The sequence below is a fragment of the Bordetella sp. 02P26C-1 genome (assembly GCF_009763255.1).
In the GTDB taxonomy this organism is placed as follows: domain Bacteria; phylum Pseudomonadota; class Gammaproteobacteria; order Burkholderiales; family Burkholderiaceae_B; genus Bordetella_A.
Genome location: NZ_WSJB01000016.1, coordinates 1 through 15,424, shown reverse-complemented (window position 1 = coordinate 15,424; position 15,424 = coordinate 1). Strand labels below are relative to the sequence as shown.

At 59.1% G+C, this 15,424-nt stretch carries 15 protein-coding genes; 4 read left to right on the top strand and 11 right to left on the bottom strand.

Features of this window, described 5'->3' with window-relative positions:
- Positions 1–263 precede the first annotated feature (263 nt).
- Together GOQ28_RS09025 and GOQ28_RS09020 are read left to right on the top strand one after the other, a co-directional pair.
- Entirely contained in the window at positions 264–1,568 is a 1,305-nt protein-coding gene (locus GOQ28_RS09025; RefSeq protein ID WP_160356218.1) for an MASE1 domain-containing protein, read from the top strand.
- Positions 1,546–2,376: an alpha/beta hydrolase gene (locus GOQ28_RS09020; RefSeq protein WP_160356217.1), complete on the top strand. Its 831-nt coding sequence runs from the start codon at positions 1,546–1,548 to the stop codon at positions 2,374–2,376. Before GOQ28_RS09025 ends, GOQ28_RS09020 begins: the two co-directional genes overlap by 23 nt.
- A gap of 126 nt (positions 2,377–2,502) precedes the next feature.
- On the opposite strand, the gene GOQ28_RS09015 is transcribed toward GOQ28_RS09020, so the two are convergent.
- From GOQ28_RS09015 to GOQ28_RS08990, 6 genes are all read right to left on the bottom strand, one after another.
- Positions 2,503–4,311 carry an IlvD/Edd family dehydratase gene (locus tag GOQ28_RS09015; protein ID WP_160356278.1) on the bottom strand — a complete coding sequence of 603 codons (1,809 nt, stop codon included), beginning with the start codon at positions 4,309–4,311 and terminating at the stop codon, positions 2,503–2,505.
- Between the two features lie 122 nt (positions 4,312–4,433).
- Positions 4,434–5,387 carry a 2-hydroxyacid dehydrogenase gene (locus GOQ28_RS09010; protein ID WP_160356216.1) on the bottom strand — a complete coding sequence of 318 codons (954 nt, stop codon included), beginning with the start codon at positions 5,385–5,387 and terminating at the stop codon, positions 4,434–4,436.
- 30 nt (positions 5,388–5,417) lie between these two features.
- Positions 5,418–6,749 (bottom strand): MFS transporter, encoded by a 1,332-nt coding sequence (locus GOQ28_RS09005; RefSeq protein ID WP_160350993.1) that lies wholly within the window; start codon positions 6,747–6,749, stop codon positions 5,418–5,420.
- A gap of 69 nt (positions 6,750–6,818) precedes the next feature.
- Positions 6,819–7,610, bottom strand: coding sequence for an SDR family oxidoreductase (locus tag GOQ28_RS09000; RefSeq protein ID WP_160350994.1), 792 nt, complete (start codon positions 7,608–7,610; stop codon positions 6,819–6,821).
- 63 nt (positions 7,611–7,673) lie between these two features.
- On the bottom strand, positions 7,674–9,254 hold the full coding sequence (locus GOQ28_RS08995; protein ID WP_160356215.1) for an aldehyde dehydrogenase (NADP(+)): 1,581 nt from the start codon (positions 9,252–9,254) through the stop codon (positions 7,674–7,676).
- Positions 9,255–9,354: 100 nt separating this feature from the next.
- On the bottom strand, positions 9,355–10,494 hold the full coding sequence (locus tag GOQ28_RS08990) for an iron-containing alcohol dehydrogenase (protein WP_160356214.1): 1,140 nt from the start codon (positions 10,492–10,494) through the stop codon (positions 9,355–9,357).
- Between the two features lie 182 nt (positions 10,495–10,676).
- On the opposite strand from GOQ28_RS08990, the gene GOQ28_RS08985 reads away from it, so the two are divergent.
- Positions 10,677–11,594 carry a LysR family transcriptional regulator gene (locus tag GOQ28_RS08985; protein ID WP_160350997.1) on the top strand — a complete coding sequence of 306 codons (918 nt, stop codon included), beginning with the start codon at positions 10,677–10,679 and terminating at the stop codon, positions 11,592–11,594.
- Positions 11,595–11,975: 381 nt separating this feature from the next.
- Here GOQ28_RS08985 and GOQ28_RS08980 read toward each other — a convergent pair whose 3' ends face one another.
- The 5 genes from GOQ28_RS08980 to GOQ28_RS08965 all read right to left on the bottom strand — a co-directional run bounded on the left by GOQ28_RS08980 (position 11,976) and on the right by GOQ28_RS08965 (position 14,103).
- Entirely contained in the window at positions 11,976–12,251 is a 276-nt protein-coding gene (locus tag GOQ28_RS08980) for a DUF4148 domain-containing protein (RefSeq protein WP_236844292.1), read from the bottom strand.
- Between the two features lie 74 nt (positions 12,252–12,325).
- Positions 12,326–12,853, bottom strand: coding sequence for a nuclear transport factor 2 family protein (locus GOQ28_RS08975; protein WP_160350999.1), 528 nt, complete (start codon positions 12,851–12,853; stop codon positions 12,326–12,328).
- Positions 12,850–13,200 carry a carboxymuconolactone decarboxylase family protein gene (locus GOQ28_RS08970; protein WP_236844291.1) on the bottom strand — a complete coding sequence of 117 codons (351 nt, stop codon included), beginning with the start codon at positions 13,198–13,200 and terminating at the stop codon, positions 12,850–12,852. Before GOQ28_RS08970 ends, GOQ28_RS08975 begins: the two co-directional genes overlap by 4 nt.
- Positions 13,197–13,334, bottom strand: coding sequence for a hypothetical protein (locus tag GOQ28_RS18520; RefSeq protein WP_202109453.1), 138 nt, complete (start codon positions 13,332–13,334; stop codon positions 13,197–13,199). The genes GOQ28_RS08970 and GOQ28_RS18520 overlap by 4 nt, the downstream gene beginning before the upstream one ends.
- Before the next feature lie 37 nt (positions 13,335–13,371).
- Positions 13,372–14,103: an SDR family oxidoreductase gene (locus tag GOQ28_RS08965; RefSeq protein WP_160351000.1), complete on the bottom strand. Its 732-nt coding sequence runs from the start codon at positions 14,101–14,103 to the stop codon at positions 13,372–13,374.
- A gap of 248 nt (positions 14,104–14,351) precedes the next feature.
- On the opposite strand from GOQ28_RS08965, the gene GOQ28_RS08960 reads away from it, so the two are divergent.
- On the top strand, positions 14,352–15,314 hold the full coding sequence (locus GOQ28_RS08960; protein ID WP_160356277.1) for an AraC family transcriptional regulator: 963 nt from the start codon (positions 14,352–14,354) through the stop codon (positions 15,312–15,314).
- The last annotated feature ends 110 nt before the right edge of the window (positions 15,315–15,424 follow it).

Genomic DNA, 15,424 nt, shown 5'->3' with positions numbered 1-15,424 from the left:
CTAGGCCCTTGCCAGGGTTGCTGCGTACTGCCGTAGTTCAATAATAAATGCATTCAATTTACCCTCGGAGGCGGCGTGTCTGCCCGTCCCTCGTCGCAAGGTCTTATATCGAACAACTGGACCATTTGATGCAGACTCGTCTGATCGAAATGCATGTTTCCTTACCTCATGCTATCTCAGCCGTTCGCGTAAAGACTAATTGAAGGTAATTATTTTGGCGGATATAACGTGAGACTTTCTATACTTTCCTCGAGCTGCACCTTATGAACGACACTCGCGCACTACGTATTCTCCTTTTTGTGAGCGTTTATGGTGCGCTTGCGTTCTACTGCATGACGCTTTTAGACCCTCGCGGCTATTCTAATATGCTGTGGCCGGCGGGTGGAATCGCGTTTGGTACGCTGATGGTCAGCCGCAGACGCGAGTGGCCTATGTGGATATTGCTGGCGGGCGCCTTGCATTTTGCCGCGGGCCTGTTCAGTGATCGTCCCATCAGTGTATCGGCGCTCTATTCCGTGGTCGACATGATCACCTTGCCCTGCGGCGCCGCACTCTGGCGCTGGGGCGTCAAGCATCGCGCGGAGGGGCTCGCGACGCCGCGCAACTTAGTGTGGTTCTTTGGAGCGATTGTCGTCTCCGGCGTCGTCGGTTTATGCCTTTGCATTGGAGGCCTGACCCTGGCGGGCTTCACGCCGACGACCTCGTGGGCCGTCTGGACCGTCGCCGAAATGGTCGGCTGTCTGGTGGGCGCACCGTTGGTGGTCACGTGGTCGCGATTCCAGGCCAAGATATCTGGCGACGCCAGCCTGCGCAGATTTTGGATTGGCGCCGTTTGGCTCGTGTTGTTGGTGGTGACCGCCACGATTGCGTTCGATGGTCCGACCGCTATCGCGGTATTGGGCAGCGCACGCTACGAACTATCCTATCTGCCGTTGCTTTTTGTCGTACTGCTGGCGCTCACATGGAATCAAAGCGGTGCCACGGTCGGGATTCTGATTCTTGCTCTGATCGCGATAGACCAGACCAATCAGGGCGAGGGTCCGTTCGGGATCATGAATACCTACCGAGATACCAGCCTGATCGAGGCACAGGTCTACATCGGAGCGGCAGCGATTCTGGGACTAATCATGTCCGCATTGATCGCCCATAGCCGCAAGGCGTATGACGCCATGCACGCCAGAAGCGTTGAAATAGAAGCAGCGCTCGTGGGCAGCCAACACCTCATGTATGTCTATGATCCGGCTGCAGGAACTCTCTCTTGGGAGGGAGATGTAGAGACAGTTCTGGGCATCCCACGGGCGAGCATTCAAACGCTCGACAGCCTGATGGCGCGTGTCCATGAAGCCGACCGGCCCGCTCTGCAGACCGCGCTGCAAGAGCGACTTTCGAATCCCCTGGCGCCGATTGTCTTGCCTGTCGAACGCTATCGATTCGCCGATGCTGATGGTGATTGGATCACGATTTCCCATGTTGGATCAGCCATCGCCGATAGCAATAACTCCGTGTATCGCGTGGCGGGTTTAATCAGCCGAGTGACAGAATCCCATGACCGACGCCAAGACCGATGAGACGCCCTCGCCGGCTACGGGCGTGCTGTTGATCCATGGCTTGGGCGGCACGCAATATGATCTGGGCGCGCTGCTAAAGGCGTTACAACGCGCGGGCACACACGTACAGGCTCCGACCCTGCCCGGTCACGGCACCCGGCCAGAAGACCTACTACACGTCAGCGCGGAAGACTGGCTCACGGCGGTACACCACAAGTATCAGGAAATGCTGCAAACCCACGAGACCGTACATATCGTGGGAATGTGCATGGGTTCGCTCTTGGCGGTCGAACTCGCCAAGCGCGTGCGTCACCAGCGCGGCAAGCTGGCCGTGCTCGCCGCACCCATCTATATCGACGGGTGGTCTACCCCCTGGTACCGCGGCGTGCGCCATGCGCTTAGCCGGCTGGATTATTTCTGCCGCCGCATCAAGATCATGGAAGAAGAACCGTTCGGCATCAAAAACAACTTGCTGCGTGCCATCGTCAAAAAGAAGCTCGACGCCGGCGAGAGCTTTCATTATGGCTGGGTGCCCTTGGCAGCGGTAAGGCAGGTGGATCGGTTGCGAGCATGGGTCACCCGCAACCTGGACCATATTCAGTGTCCGACCTTGGTCGTGCATGCGCGCGAAGATGAACTCACGTCGCTCAAATCCGCGCAGTTCCTGATGTCCCAGCTCACCCATGCCCCCAAGCAACTGGAAGTGCTGGAGAACAGCTACCACATGATCTGCGTCGACAACGATCGTAACCAGGTGGTCAAGAGTGTGTTGGACCACCTCGGCCTCGCGCCGGCGCGGCCTTCCGCGTCGCCGACGGAGAAAAACTAGCATCTAGCGTGCGCATTCTGGAGTTATAGATATGCTCGCGCATGGCATCGCGAGCTTGCTCGGGCTGCTGCTAGCGGATCGCGTTGTAGATCCGTTCGCGCCTTGTTGCACGCGCTGGTCAATGCGTCAATGATTATGACGCGACTCACCCCGTGTTTCCAAGATGTTCACATACAGCGTGGCTGGCTCCAGGCATGCGCCGCTGCCGTGCTGCCCGACCAGGCTGCGATAAATCTCCTCCCACGGAGTCTGGTTCTGCAACGTCGGCGCGACCCACGCGTCGCGCCTGCGGGCAAGCTCATCCTCCGGCAAAATCACGTCCACTTTGCGCGATTTCAGATCAATGCGAATCTTGTCGCCCGTCTTGAGCAGCGCAATACCTCCGCCGACAGCCGCCTCCGGCGAAACGTTGAGGATCGATGGGCTCGCCGAGGTGCCGCTCTGCCTGCCATCGCCGATTGTCGGCAATGTTTTGACTCCGCGCTTGAGTAATTCGGCGGGTGGCTGCATATTGACGACTTCCGCGCCGCCCGGATAACCGACCGGTCCGCAGTTACGGATAACAAGAACGGAGCGATCGTCGATATTAAATTCCGGATCGTCGATTCGCGCATGATAATCCTCTGGCCCCTCGAACACGACAGCACGACCCTCGAACACATCCGGGTTGTCTGGATCAGACAGAAATTGCTTGCGGAAAGCGGAATCGATCACGCTAATCTTCATCACGGCACTGTCGAAAAAGTTGCCCGACATGACGACGTACCCGGCCGCCTCTTTCAACGGATTGCCGAAGGCACGAATGACCGTACGGTCGGGCTCTGGCACTGCCGCAAGGTCTTCGGCCAGCGTACGCCCCGTGACCGTTCTGACCTCGGTATGTAAACGTCCCGCCAACATCAGTTCCTTCATGACCGCCGGCACACCTCCCGCGCGATGAAACGCCTCGCCAAGAAACCGACCGGCCGGCTGGCAGTCGACAAGTAGCGGAATCTCCGGCCCAAGGCGCTGCCAATCGTCAAGCGTGTGGTCTACCCCCATGTGCCTCGCAATTGCGACTACGTGAATCGGACAGTTCGACGATGCGCCGAGCGCCGCTGCGGCGACGACCGCATTTTCGAACGCGGCCTGGGTCATAATGTCGGACGGCCGCAGATTCTCGGCCACCATCTCGACGATCCTCTGCCCTGTGTGATATGCCATCCACCCTCGCTCGCGATAAGGCGCGGGAATCGCGGCACACCCAGGTAGAGACATGCCCAGGGCCTCGGCGAGCGAATTCATCGACAGCGCGGTGCCCATCGTATTGCAGTGGCCCACCGACGGTGCGGAGGAAGCCACCATGTTCATAAACGCGTCATAGTCGATCTCGCCCGTGGCGAACCTCTTGCGCGCATCCCACACGACTGTGCCAGAGCCCGCCAGACGCCCCTGGTACCAACCGTCGAGCATCGGTCCACCCGAAAGCACGATCGATGGAATATTCACGGTAGCCGCCGCCATCAGACAGGCCGGCGTGGTCTTATCGCAGCCGGTCGTGAGCACCACCCCGTCGATGGGATAGCCGTGCAGTATTTCGACTAGACCAAGATACGCGAGGTTGCGATCGATCGCGGCCGTCGGGCGCTTGCCGGTTTCCTGGATCGGATGTACAGGAAATTCGAGGGGAATTCCACCTGCGTCACGGATGCCGTCCCTGACTCGCTTGGCCAGGTCGAGATGATGCCTGTTACATGGCGCAAGGTCCGAACCGGTTTGCGCGATGCCAATAATCGGTTTGCCCGACTGCAGTTCCGCGCGGGTGATACCAAAGTTCATGTACCTCTCGATGTACAGAGCGGTCATGCCTGGATCGGCGGGATCGTCAAACCAGCGGCGGCTACGCAGGCGGGGACGACTCCCCGTGGCAGCCGACAGATGTTTTCCTGTCGTCATGGTACGCACGTTCCTTCAAAATTTTCAGTCGATCGGATTGAGGCGCGACACCCGATGCATTGGTACGGCTCTTGATTTCCGAGCGCATAAGCGTGGCGTGGCCACGCGCGTGCCCGCCGCGCCTACCTCGTTGCTACGGCAACTTCCGTAAGCAACGGGCGACCTGCGAAGTAAGCACTCAAGTTTTCGCGTACGAGAGCCCCCATGGCGGTGCGCGTTTCTCTCGTTGCACTCGCTTGATGCGGTTGCAGAATCACATTGTCCAGCTCGCGGAACTCCTGCGCGATATCGGGTTCGTTGTGAAAGACGTCAAGCGCGGCTCCGGCGAGCAGACGCTCTCGCAGGTACGTTAGCAAGACAGGCTCGTCCACGATTGCACCCCGGCCCACATTCACTAACATTCCGTCGCGTCCCAAGGCGTCGAGCACAGCTTTTCCGATCAGCCCGCGCGTGTCAGCATCAGCGGACGCACAGATCACAAAGAAGTCCACTTCAGCAGCCAGCGCGACCACATCGTCAAAATAGCGATATGGCACATCGTCGAAACGGCATCGATCGTGATATGCGACATCAAGCCTGAATGCCTCAGCTCGCCTTGCCACTGCGCGCCCCACGCGGCCGAGCCCCAATATGCCGACACGCTTGCCCCATACGCGGGTTGTCAGCCCCGGGCCTCCCTCGGGCCAGCGCCCTTGCCTCACGTAGCTATCACACTGCGGAATACGGCGAGCGCATGCGAGCAACAAGCCAACCGCCATGTCCGCGACATCTTCGGTTAACACATCTGGCGTGTGAGTCACCCGGATATTGCGGTGCCGTGCGTGCGCGAGGTCGATTGCGTCAAGCCCGACGCCAAAGCTCGCGATAAGCTCGAGATCCGGGAGCAAATCCATTGTCGCCGCGTCGGCGCCGTGCTCTCCATCCGTCGCCAGCACGCGCACACCTGGCCCGACAGCCCGAAGGAAGCTTACCTTGTCGGATGCTTCCCACAAACGGTGTACGTCATACGATTGTTCAAGAATCGCCATATCGGTCGGCGTATAGGGTCGAACAAGAATCAAGGGTTGCTTGCTCATAAGATGATCATCAATAGAAGGCGTCGGTATCTATCGTCGCTGCGTGCCGCCATCGCGGAAGCGAATGTTGCGTGGTATCGCATAGGCAATGAGTAAAGCCGTCACCGCGCAGGTCAGTGCGATCGTATAGAGACCCATTGATGCGCTGCCTGTTGCCTCCTTGACCTTCCCCACCATATACGGTGCGATGAGCCCGCCGATCTGACCGATCGAGTTAATGAGCGCCACACCCGCAGCGGCGGCCGCCCCCGTCAATACGCGCGCCGGGAAAATCCAGAAAATGCCAAAGGATGCGATCACGCCGGTTGCCGCGATCATCATGCCAATGACGAGAATCATCGTGTTATTTCCGTACGCCGCGCTGAGCACATAGCCGATTGCCGCCGCTAATGCGCATCCGGTCAGGTGCCAGCGGCGCTCACCCGTACGGTCCGAGGTCCTGCCCAACAAAATCGTGCCCACCAACGCGACGACGTACGGCAGCGACGTAATCAGGCCGATCATGAACGGATCATCGGTGCCCGCTGTCTTGATTAGCTGTGGCATCCAGAACAAAAACCCATAGATGCCCATGCACAGCCCGAAATAAATCAGCGAGAACAGGTACGTGACTGGCCGCTTCAGCGCCGCGGCGAACGAATGCGTGCTGTTGACTTGGGGATCGCGCGCCAGGATCTCACTCAGGCGCCGTTTCTCGTCTTGTGTCAGCCACTTCGCATCCTCGACGCGATCGTCAAGCACCAGCAGCACGATCACGCCGAGCAAGATCGACGGCACACCTTCCAGCAGAAACAACCATTGCCAACCCGGCAAGCCCTGCACCCCATCGAAGAACTTGAGAATCGCGCCTGAAACCGGCCCCGCGATAATGCCGCACAACGCGATACTGCCGAAAAACAGATTGTTGATTCGTCCACGTCGCTCGGCGGGAAACCACCGTGTGAAGTAATAGAGCACGCCCGGCACGAAACCTGCCTCCAGTACACCCAGCAGGAAACGCAAGAAGTAGTACGAATTTTCCGAGCGCACGAACATCATCGCGGCCGAGACGATGCCCCACGTAACCATGATCCGCGCGATCCAGAGACGCGGACCCACCTTCACCAGAATGGCATTGCTCGGAATTTCGAATAGCAGGTAGCCGGCAAAAAAAGCACTGGCACCGAGACCATAGGCAGCTTCACTCAGGCCGATATCCGACTGCATCTGCAGTTTGGCGAAGCTGACATTTACTCGGTCCAGGTAAGCGACGACGAAACAGGCGAGAATTAACGGAACAATACGCCAACTGACCTTGTTAAGAATTCTGGCCTCGTCGAGCTGATCGACGGGCTGTTCACCCGCCACCAATGATGCTTGCATTTTGTGTCTCCCATTTGTCTTGTAGTGCTGCTTATAACAACCCACGTCCAACGGCTACACCTGCTCGCGCTAACCACGCCCTATAAAAGGCATTGCGGTCGCCATGACCGTCATGAACTGAACGTTGGCGTCCAAAGGCAGGCTTGCCATGTAGGCGACCGAACGCGCCGCGTGCGACACATCCATCACCGGCTCAAGCGCACGTTCACCGTTCGCTTGAAGTGTGCCGGCGCCCATCTTTGCGGTCATGTCAGTCTGCGCGTTGCCGAAATCAATCTGACAAACCGCTATGCCGTATTGGCGTCCGTCCAGCGCGCAAGCCTTGGTCAAGCCGAGGACCGCGTGTTTGCTGGCGGTGTAATCGGCTGAATGCAATCGGGGCGCGTGCGCGGAGAGCGAGCCGTTATTGATAATGCGCCCGCCGCTAGGGCTTTGTGCGCGCATCTGTCGAAACGCAGCCTGCGTGCAAAGCAGCGTCCCCGTCACGTTGACATCCATTAACTGCTTCCACCGATCGATGGACAATGCCTCTACCGACACCCCTTCCACGCCCAGGCCCGCGTTATTAAAAAGGAGGTCAAGTCGGCCGAACGTCTGCCGCGTAACATCGAACAGTTGCTGCACCGATGCCGGGTCGCAAACGTCAGTGGGCACCGCGATTGCCCGAGCCTTCTCGCCCCCGGCTTCGCAATACTCATGCACCACTTCATTAAGCGCGTCTTCGCGGCGGCTGGCCAGCGCTACGCACCATCCATCGTCGAGCAATGCACGCGTAGTGGCTCGACCGATTCCCGTGCTCGCACCGGTCACGATTGCTACCCGGTTAAACGTCACGCCCTCTTTTGATGTCCCTCTCTCCATGTCATAGCCTCCTCTTGCTGGCGTGCGCGCCAGCGTATTTACTGTGTGGCAGGGCCACTAACGCTACGCAAGCTCGATCTTTCCATCGACGAGACGAGCGACGTGCCAAGGATTAGCTGCCTTTAGCGCCTCGGGCAACAATGCCTCGGGCATGTCCTGATAGCAGACCGGCCGCAAATAACGGCGAATGGCGAGGGTTCCCACCGAAGTCGAGCGACCATCGGCCGTGGATGGATAGGGTCCGCCGTGCACCATCGCATGCGAGACTTCCACCCCCGTGCCAAAACCATTGACAAGCAACCGCCCCGCACGCCGCTCCAGAACTGGCAGGAACGACCGCGCTGCCGGATAATCCGCCTCATCAAGATGCAGTGCCGCCGTCAGTTGTCCCTCCAACGATTCCATCAGTTCTTGCATGGCTTGCAGATCGGGACAACTTACGATCAGTGAAGCCGCGCCGAAAATCTCTTCCCGCAAAAGGGCGTGCTCGCGAAACGCCTCGACGGTGGTCGAAAAGAGCGCGCCCTGTCCCTGGTTCGCGCCGGCAGCCGGCTGCGCGCGCGCCACCGTTTGCACCTGCGGATGCGCAGAGAAGTTCGCTATGCCAGCTTCGAAGGCGCGGTGAATGCCCGGTGTGAGCATCGTTGCGGCCGGCGTACGAACCAATGCTTCCGATGCCGCAGCCACGAACCGGTCGAGCGCTGGCCCTCGCACTGCCAGGATCAACCCGGGGTTCGTGCAAAATTGACCAGCGCCCAGCGTCAGCGATTGCACGAATGCCTGGGCAATGGCTTCGCCACGCCGCTCTAGCGCATGAGGAAACAGAAGCACCGGATTGATGCTGCTCATTTCCGCATATACGGGAATCGGCTCGGGACGCGCAGCGGCGACAGCCATCAGATCCGTTCCTGCAGCGCGCGAACCCGTGAAACCCACGGCCTTGATACGCGGATCGCGCACGAGACCTTGCCCGATTTCGCGGCCGCTTCCAAACAGCAGCGAGAAAGTCCCCGCCGGCATACCGCAGTCCTCAACGGCCTGACGGATGGCCTGGCCCACCAGTTCGGATGTGCCGGGATGCGCGGAGTGCGCCTTGACAATCACCGGGCAACCCGCGGCGAAGGCGGCTGCCGTATCGCCACCCGCAACGGAAAAGGCGAGGGGAAAATTACTGGCCCCAAACACCCCGACCGGCCCGAGCGCAATATGCCGCAGGCGCAGATCGGGGCGTGCCAGCGGCTTGCGTTCTGGCTGCGCAGGATCCACACGCACTTCAAGAAAGTCGCCGGTACGCACCACGTCCGCAAAGATGCGCAGTTGCCCAACCGTGCGTGCACGCTCGCCTTCGATCCGTGCGCGCGGCAACCCCGACTCGGCCACGCAGCGCTCAATGAGTCTGTCGCCCAACGCGAGAATATTGGCGGCGATCGTATCCAGGAATTCCGCCCGGGCCTGCAAACTCGTTTCGCGGAAGCGATCGAATGCGGACCATGCGAGCTGGCAAGCGTCGTCCACATCCTCAAGCGTGGCGCCGCCGAAACCGGGTTCGAGGCGATCGCCGCTTGCCGCGTCCAATGCATACGACACCCCGTTGGTTCCGCGTCGCGCGCTCTGGCCAATCAATAGATTTCCTGCGATGTCCATTTCCATTTCCTCAATGGGGTAACTCGCCCCTTCGAATGCCCACCGTCGAAAAGCACGTGCGCGCCAGCGCCGCGCATCCCGGCCCTGCCACCCGCGCGCCTCAAAGCGAGGCTTCAAGCATGGCGCGGTAATCCGCCTCGGACGCCTCGCGCGGATTGGTCTTGTGGCTATGGTCCTTGAGCGCGCCCGTGATGATGTCCGGAAACATCGCGGGCGTAACGCCCAGTTGTGCAAGCCCAGTGGGCAAGCCCAGGCGCAGCGTCATCGCGCGCACCGATGAAGCCACCTCATTGCCATTGCTCAGACCCATGGCCATCGCGATGCGATCGAGCTTGTGCTCGTCGCGCACGGAAGGCGCTTCCTGGTTAAAAGCGAGCACAGCCGGCAGAAAGATCGCGTTCAGCGTGCCGTGATGAAGTCGCGGATTGATGCCACCAAGCGAATGGCTCAGGCTGTGCACGCAACCCAGACCCTTCTGGAATGCGAGCGCGCCCTGCATCGACGCGCTCATCATGTTCATGCGCGCGACACGGTCACCTGGCTCTCGCGTGGCACGCTCGATATGCCGCCAGGCGCGCCATAACCCATCTAGCGCGATTCCGTCCGCAGGCGGATTGAATGACGGGGCCAGGAACGTTTCGATGCAATGCGCGATGGCGTCCATACCCGTTGCCGCCGTCAACGCACTCGGCAAGCCCAATGTCAGTTCAGGATCGCAGATCGCAACGCGCGGCACCACGAACGGCGAGAGCACGCCCACTTTGCGGCCATCGTCAAGAATCAGGATCGCGCCACGGCCCACCTCGCTACCGGTCCCCGCCGTCGTCGGGACCGCGATGACCGGCGCGGTTTTCGCGGTAATGTTTGCCGCGCCGCCTTCGATCACAGCGAAGCGCTGCAGCGGACCGTCGTGGGTTGCGCAAACAGCCACCCCCTTGGCCAGGTCAATGGAGGACCCACCGCCCACGGCGATGATGCCATCGCACGCACCGGCCTCATACACCGCCACGGCCTCGCGCACGGCTGCCTCGTTCGGGTTCGGCGGTGTGCCGTCGTAGATCGTTGCGGGCACGGCGCCGGCTAGCGCTTCGAGCACGGTATCGATAATGCCTGCAGCGCGCACCCCCTTATCCGTGACGATCAAGGGTCGGCGTATGCCCACGCGTTCGCACTCACTCTTGAGCAAACGGACAGCACCGAAGTCGAACTGAATCTGCGTGATGTAGTTGATAAGAGGCATGGCAATAAGCTTTAGTTATAATGAATGAATCGATGAAAACAGCGCCGTGGCGTAGGTTGCCCGACCGTTTGGACTCATGCTGCTCTGTGACGCCTGAAATGTCTGCGTGGACCCAGTATAGGAAAAAGGTTGCCGCGCAGTAATTGAGAAGATCTGATACGGGTATAACTTTTCTTCAACCCATGATTCCACCGCTCAATTCCATCGTCTCCCGACTGCACCTGAAGCAACTACGGCTATTGATCGCGCTCGGTGACCACGGATCCCTGTTCAAAGCCGCGCAGCAAGTGGCACTGACACAGCCGGGCGCCAGCAAGGCATTACAAGAAATCGAAACCACCTTCAACACGCCACTATTCAAGCGCACCAATCGCGGGCTCGAACCCAATGAGGCCGGGCATTGCGCGATCCGTTATGCGCGCGTGATCTACACCGAGCTATCGCAGATGCGCGAGGAGATGGTGGGAATCCAGGGAGGGCGGGTGTCGGTCGGGGTCATCATGGGCGCCGTGCCGCTCCTCACCGATGCGATCACGGCGCTCAACCCGGAGCTGTCGGTGGAGATCGTGGAAGACACCAGCGCAGCCCTGCTAAGCCTGATCGACGTGGGCCGTCTAGATCTCGCAATCTGCCGTACGACAATCAGCCAAACGCCACAAATTTACGATTCGCTCAAGCTACAGGACGAAACACTCGCGGTGGTTGCCAACGTGGAGCATCCACTCAGGCGTGAGAAGCGCCTTACGCTACATGATCTCTCGCAATATCGTTGGGTGGTGTATCGCGCCAACATGCCGATGCGCCTGCTTCTCGAGCGCGAGTTTCGGGACGCCGAAATTCCCTTCCCAAGGCATCTGCTCGAAACGACTTCCGTGTTCGCCACTTTGGCGATTTTGCGCAGCAATCCGTCATTCGTCGCTCTCGTGTCCATCGACGTCGCGCAGTTTTTCGCGCGCCACGACATGACATGCATCCTTTCGCTGGAGCTGGCCTCCCGCAGTGAGCCCTACGAGCTCGTCACGCGAAAAGGCGCGTCGCTCTCACACGGAGCACAACTGCTAATCGAAGCGCTGAGACGGAACCAAGACATCAATCATTGAAGTGCGCGCTCGAACCGGAGATCGTTCCTTCTGATCCAAACCAATTCTCTGGGTCAGAGCCAGTTCTGCTGGTTAATCAGCCGCGTGGCGGACATCCATGACCGACGCCAAGATCAATGAAGCGCCATCCATCACGGGTGTGCTGCTGATACATGGCTTAGGCAGTACTCAATGTGATCTCGGGGCGCTTTTGAAAGCGCTGCAACGCTTGAGCAATCTCGGTCAGACCCCGATTTGTCGGGTCACAGCACGCGACATGAAGACCTGTAGGAGGGCGAGCTGTAATGGGGCCAGGAGCGGCCTGATATTCTGGCGCGCGCCCGGAAGCAAAGAACGACGGCCGCCTCCCCGCGCCATGCTCCCGACCCACGTCGGCCCGCATCAGCGCATAGGTTTCGCTGAGGGCGGGTAGTCCAACTCGCCGAATGTGACCAGTCCAGCCGCTTTAGCTTGCAACAGCTCTTCGCGTACCTGACTCGTGGTTTTGCCGGGCCCATTTTGGCAGGCTCGGATCACCGGTTGTTCGCTATCGTCCTCGATTGCGTTGCAGACGTTTGCGCGGTGGGGCTCACGATCGTCCGATTCGCCGGGCTGTGCCTGGGCGTACGATCCAAAGCTGATGACGGCGGTGAGGAAAAAGGCTTTCAAATTTTTCATGACGACTCCCATACAGAGTGCGTGTCGCAGCACCCTATCCGAATAAAAAGTAAATATCGATATGCGCGCTCGTTTCAGGGCTTGCGCATCAATCTGTCGAGATTCCAGGTATCGAGAAACGCGAGGACTCCGGTGACCTGACCATTGGCCATCGTCAGATACCACGCATACGTGTTCTCGTAGGAAGTCCCGTCCTTTGCGGTGGCAACGCCATCCCAAATGACGACGACCTGGTCGCCTTGCGCCACGATATGCCTGACTCTAGGCGTGATCGAACCCAACAGTTGGGCGTGAATGGGTTGCACCGCCTGCTCGACCAAGGCACGCTTGGACTCATATACGTTTGATACCGGGCTGACACCTGCCACTTCCCAATTCGCATCATCCGACAGCAGATCAAACATACTGCCTTCGCCTCTGGTCCACTTGTCGAATGAATCCGCGATCAAAGACGCATTGCGACTCTCCTGCGTTGAAGGCGTCGAGGTGGCTTGCGCCACGCCCGGGCCCACCGCAGCCACTATCAATGCCAGCGCGCCTACGGCAAAGTCCCGAATCAGCGAGACGCCAGTCCGCAACGATCCGTCGTGGCATGGAGTCATTTTTGCTTACCTCCGGGCGTGACGGCATGCTGTGCGATCACTTTGGACAGCGCCTGAGATGCGGCGATAGCCGGCGGGAAGCCTGAAGTGACTGTCACAAGATAGATCGCCTCTTTGAGCTCCTCAGCAGGAACGCCAATGTTTAGGGCATACCCGGCGTGCACACTCATCATGCCGGTCTCTCCCATCGCGGCGAACGCAGCGACTGCGGCAATCTGCCGGGTGCGATCGTCCAGTACTGTGCGGCCCCAAACATCACCCAAGGCGTAGGCCTCGGTGGCATCGGCCAAAAACGGGAATTCGCTTCTCATGGCCTCCAGCACCGGTTGGCTGTTGCCTCGATTCAATTTTTTATCACGGCACTACCCTGATCGCGTCGAGCTTGCAGATCGCCCGTATCGGCCATCGCGGTTGTGGCCAGAGTGAGAACCATCGCCAGCGCCATCGGCACGCTGCGCGTCACGAGCTTGAGTGTTTTCATAAGATTTCCTTTTCAGTCAGGTAGGCGAGCGGTGCAGTCAGGCGCTCGCGGTGGGACGCACCACGATGTCGCTGGTGTCGACGCCGTCGGGCTGATTGATGACATGCGCGATAGCGGCTGCAATGGCCTCGGGCTTCAAGGCAATTTCACGAAACTTCTTCATCGCTTGGGCGGCGACCTCGTCCGTGATGGTGTCAGCCAGCTCCGACTCGACGACTCCTGGATAAACGCAGGTCACTCGCAGCTTGTCGTTCTCCTGACGCAATCCGTCAGAGATGGCGCGTACCGCGTACTTGGTGGCGCAGTACACCGCCGCCGTCGGGACGACCGACAAGCCACCTATCGACGAAATGTTGATGATTTGCCCGCTGCCGCGCGCCGTCATCGACGGCAGTACGGCTGCAACGCCATACAGGACGCCGCGAATATTCACGTCTATCATCTGGTCCCATTCATCGACCTTAATTGCGCTCATCGGCGACAGCGGCATCACACCGGCATTGTTGATGATGACATCGATGTGTCCGTAGCGCGCGAGCGCCACATCAGCAAAGGCCTGCACACTGGCACGTTGCGTGACGTCAAGCGCGTGAACGTCGACCCGGCCGCCCTTTGCGCGTATCTCCGCGGCAAGACGTTCGAGTCTATCGCTACGCCTTGCCCCTATCACGAGTTGATGACCTTGGCTCGCGAGATAGGTGGTGCAGGCCGCGCCTATGCCACTGCTCGCGCCCGTCAGCAGAATGATTTTTCCTGGTTTAGTACTCATGGGTAGCCCTCTCTGGCAGTTAGACGGTTCGGTCCTGAATCAAGCACGATGCCTGTCGCGCCATGACCGTCATGCTACGGAAAAGGGGCCCTCTCGCTAAGGTTCGTTTCTATTCGATGTTTGCCTAAACCTATTTTCCTGCTCGCTTTTAAGTACCAGGCACGCCTATTCCTTGACGCTTTGCTATCATCCTCTACACCTGCCAATGACGCGAATACGAGGGGAATATGGCAACCCAATTAGCGCGGATGGTCGCATTGACCAAGCAGCTCGCCCCTGCAGAGGGCTACACCGAGACGCTGCTCAATGGCGTCACGATAATGCGCAGCAACCGCCCGTTGACACACACTCAGGCTCTGTATGAGCCGAGCATCGTTATCGTGCTGCAGGGTCGTAAACAAGGCATGCACGGGGGCAAGTTATACGTCTATGACGCGCAACACTATCTGGTACTTTCGGTACCTTTACCCTTCACTACAGAGACACAGGCCAGCGAAGCAGAGCCGATGTTGGGCATTGCCTTACGTATTGACCCGAGCATTACAGCGGAGTTGTCCGTGGCCATCGAAGCTGAAGAATCGCCCCACTCGGTACCGGCTACACTCTACGCCACAAGGCTGGACGACAAACTGCAAGACGCCACGCTACGCTTGTTGGAAGCGCTCACGTCGCCGCTCGAAGCTAAATTGATCGGACCGTCCATATATCGCGAAATCACTTATCGCGTGCTCATCGGCGAACAGGGCGGGTCTCTGCGAGCGGCCTATCAGCAAGGTACAAATTTTGGCCGTATCGCAAAGGTACTCAGGCGCATTCATACCCAGTACGATCTCGATCTGGATGTCGCCACCCTGGCTGGCGAAGCGCACCTGAGCGTACCCGCCTTTCATGCGCACTTCAAGGCCGTTACAGCGACCTCGCCCATTCAGTACATCAAAGCGATACGCCTACATCAAGCCCGTATGATGATGATACGCAATGGAATAAGCGCGGGCAGTGCAGCCGAGCAGGTGGGCTATGAGAGCCCTTCGCAATTCAGCCGCGAGTTCAAGCGTCAGTTCGGCCGCAGCCCCACTGACGAAGTGCGCCATCTCAAAGAAGTTATGGCGTTAACGCCGGCGACGCACCGTCGCGAAAACAGCAGGCGCACTCAACATCGATACCCACACTTGCGTGAAACAGCAAGAACGCTCCCAAAACTGGCTGGATAACAAAAAGCGGCTCTACATCATAAACGGGGGACGACCAGCATTCATTAGACTTGTTTTTGCGAAGAACCTGTCTAAAGGAAACAATGCTGATGTCCCCAATCGATTCTATC

Coding starts and splice junctions, on each gene's coding strand:
- GOQ28_RS09025 (WP_160356218.1), top strand. CDS start 264: ATGAACGACACTCGCGCACTACGTATTCTCCTTTTTGTGAGCGTTTAT.
- GOQ28_RS09020 (WP_160356217.1), top strand. CDS start 1,546: ATGACCGACGCCAAGACCGATGAGACGCCCTCGCCGGCTACGGGCGTG.
- GOQ28_RS09015 (WP_160356278.1), bottom strand. CDS start 4,311: ATGACGACAGGAAAACATCTGTCGGCTGCCACGGGGAGTCGTCCCCGC.
- GOQ28_RS09010 (WP_160356216.1), bottom strand. CDS start 5,387: ATGAGCAAGCAACCCTTGATTCTTGTTCGACCCTATACGCCGACCGAT.
- GOQ28_RS09005 (WP_160350993.1), bottom strand. CDS start 6,749: ATGCAAGCATCATTGGTGGCGGGTGAACAGCCCGTCGATCAGCTCGAC.
- GOQ28_RS09000 (WP_160350994.1), bottom strand. CDS start 7,610: ATGGAGAGAGGGACATCAAAAGAGGGCGTGACGTTTAACCGGGTAGCA.
- GOQ28_RS08995 (WP_160356215.1), bottom strand. CDS start 9,254: ATGGACATCGCAGGAAATCTATTGATTGGCCAGAGCGCGCGACGCGGA.
- GOQ28_RS08990 (WP_160356214.1), bottom strand. CDS start 10,494: ATGCCTCTTATCAACTACATCACGCAGATTCAGTTCGACTTCGGTGCT.
- GOQ28_RS08985 (WP_160350997.1), top strand. CDS start 10,677: ATGATTCCACCGCTCAATTCCATCGTCTCCCGACTGCACCTGAAGCAA.
- GOQ28_RS08980 (WP_236844292.1), bottom strand. CDS start 12,251: ATGAAAAATTTGAAAGCCTTTTTCCTCACCGCCGTCATCAGCTTTGGA.
- GOQ28_RS08975 (WP_160350999.1), bottom strand. CDS start 12,853: ATGACTCCATGCCACGACGGATCGTTGCGGACTGGCGTCTCGCTGATT.
- GOQ28_RS18520 (WP_202109453.1), bottom strand. CDS start 13,334: ATGAAAACACTCAAGCTCGTGACGCGCAGCGTGCCGATGGCGCTGGCG.
- GOQ28_RS08965 (WP_160351000.1), bottom strand. CDS start 14,103: ATGAGTACTAAACCAGGAAAAATCATTCTGCTGACGGGCGCGAGCAGT.
- GOQ28_RS08960 (WP_160356277.1), top strand. CDS start 14,352: ATGGTCGCATTGACCAAGCAGCTCGCCCCTGCAGAGGGCTACACCGAG.